Annotated in this window: 1 protein-coding gene; it reads right to left on the bottom strand. The window is 74.2% G+C overall.

The features are described from left to right. Positions 1–2,486 (bottom strand): condensation domain-containing protein (locus ACFQ79_RS40615; protein WP_383593409.1); only part of this gene is annotated, 2,486 nt, incomplete at both ends.

Here is a 2,486-nt window from a genome sequence, read left to right as displayed (position 1 = left end):
GCCCGGTGCTCGACCATGACGCCCTTCGGGCGGCCCGTCGAGCCCGAGGTGAAGATGACGTACGCCGGGTGGTGCGGCAGCAGCGGCGCGAGCCGCTCCTCGTCGGTCAGGGTGCCGGAGGACAGACCCGCCGACTCGCCCATCACAGCAGGGGAGTCGAGCGCGATCCGGACCGCCCCGACGCCCTCCGGGAGGGCGCTCTCGGAGAGCAGATCCGTGAGGATCGCGAGGGGCCGGGCCGTCGCTGTCATGTGGGCGAGGCGGTCGGCGGGCAGGGTGAGGTCGAGCGGCAGATAGGCACCGCCCGCTCGGACCACGGCGTGGATCGCGACGAGCAGGTCGAACGACCGGGGCAGGGCGACGCCGACGACGGACTCCGGTCCGACTCCGCGGCCGATCAGAAGCCGTGCGAGTCGGTTGACGCGCCCGTCGAAGTCGCTACGGGAGAGGTCCCGGCCCTCGAAGACGAGGGCGGGGCCGTCGGCGCGGGTGGCTCCCACGGCGACGAGGTCGGCCAGGTTCGCCGGCCCGTCCAGGACACGCGCGGTGTCGTTCCAGTCGTGCAGCACCCGCTGCCGCTCGGCCGCGTCCATGAGGTCGATCGAGGCCACCGGGGCGTCCGGATCGGCCACCACGGCTGCCAGCAGGCGCAGGAGACGAGCCGTCAGCCGCTCGGCTCCCGACCGCTCGAAGAGATCCGTCGCGTACCGCAGGCCGCCACTGATGGCGCCGTCGGCCTCCGAGCCGCCGAAGGCGAACTCCAGGTCGAACTTGGACCCGCCGATCTCCACCGGCAGTTCGCGCGCCGGGACTCCGAACAGCTCGGCCACCCCGGTCTCGACCGAGTGGTACGTCACCATCGTCTGGAACAGCGGGTTGCGGGACTGCGAGCGGACCTGGCCGACCGCCTCCGCCACCGCCTCCAGCGGCAGATCGGCGTGCGAGAAGGCCGCGAGTCCGGTGTCACGGACCCGGCCGACCAGCTCGGCGAAGGTCGGCTCGCCCGTCAGATCGGCCCGCAGGACGAGGGTGTTGAGGAAGAACCCGACCATCGGGTCGAGCTGCTCGTCACCGCGGCCGGAGGCCGGGGTGCCGATCGCGATGTCGTCGCCTGCGCCGAGCCGGTGCAGCAGGGCGGTGACGGCCGCGTGGACCACCATGAACATCGTCGCGCCGGAGGCCCGGGCGAGCCGTGCCAGACCGGAGCCGGTCACCGCGTCGACCTCGAACGGCACCACGTCGCCGCGGTACGAGGGTGTGGCGGGGCGTGGCCGGTCGGTGGGGAGGGTCAGTTCCTCGGGGAGTCCGGTGAGGTTCTCGCGCCAGTAGGCGGCCTGGCGGGCCGCCAGGGACTCCGTGTCCTCCGCGTCGCCGAGGAGTTCGCGTTGCCAGAGGGCGTAGTCGGCGTACTGGACGGGCAGCGGCGCGAACTCCGGCGCGTGGCCGGCCGTACGGGCCTTGTGGGCGGTGTCGAGGTCCGCGAGGAGCGGGCCCGTGGACCACTCGTCCGTCGCGATGTGGTGCAGCAGCACGACCAGGACGTGCTCCTCGTCCGAGGCGCTCAGCAGCGTCACCCGCAGGGGGATCTCCCGCTCCAGGTCGAAGACGTGGCCGCACGCGGCCTCCGCCTCCGCGTCCAGCGCCCCGGCGGCGACCCGCCGGACCGTGAACGGCACCTCGGCCCCGCCGGGGGCGAGGACGTGCTGGTACGGCTCCCCGTCGACCTCCGTGAACACGGTCCGCAGCACCTCGTGCCGCGCCACCACGTCCTGGATCGCCGCCCGGACGGCCGCCGGGTCCACCGGACCGTCGAGCCGGACCGCGAGCGGCACGTTGTACGCCGTCCCCGGGCCCCGCACGCTGTCGATCAGCCAGAGGCGTCGCTGGGCGTACGAGAGAGGGGTCGGCTCCGGTCGTGCCCCGACCCGGGCGAGGGCGGGGCGGCCGGACGCGCCGCGTGCGGCGAGCCGGGCGGCCAGCGCCTCGACGGTACGCGCCTCGAACACGTCCCGTACGGAGCACTCCACACCGAGCGCGGCCCGCACCCGGGCCGCCGCGCGGGCGGCGAGCAGGGAGTGTCCGCCCAGGGAGAAGAAGTCGTCCTCGACACCGGCGGTGTCGAGCCCGAGCACGGCGGCGAAGGTGCCGGCGAGGATCTCCTCGCGTGCGTCCCTGGGGGCGCGGGACGGACCGGTCACGGCGTCCGGCGGTGCGGGGAGGGCACGGCGGTCGAGCTTGCCGTTGGGGGAGAGGGGGATCGCGGGGATCTCCATGAAGACGCTCGGCACCATGTACTCGGGGAGGCGCGCGGCGGCGTGGCCGCGCAGGGTGTCCGGCGTCACCGGAGCGTCGGCGGCGGGGACGACGTACGTCACGAGCCGCTGGACGCCGGGCCGGTCCTCGCGGATGACGGTGACGGTGCGCTGGATGCCTGGTGTGGTGGTGAGGACGGTGTCGATCTCGCCGAGTTCGATGCGGAAGCCGCG

Origin of the sequence: Streptomyces sp. NPDC056480, assembly GCF_042795405.1 — a bacterium.
Taxonomy (GTDB): Bacteria; Actinomycetota; Actinomycetes; order Streptomycetales; family Streptomycetaceae; genus Streptomyces.
The sequence above is the reverse complement of the archived record's forward strand: the minus strand, read 5'-3'. Positions and strand labels throughout refer to the sequence as shown.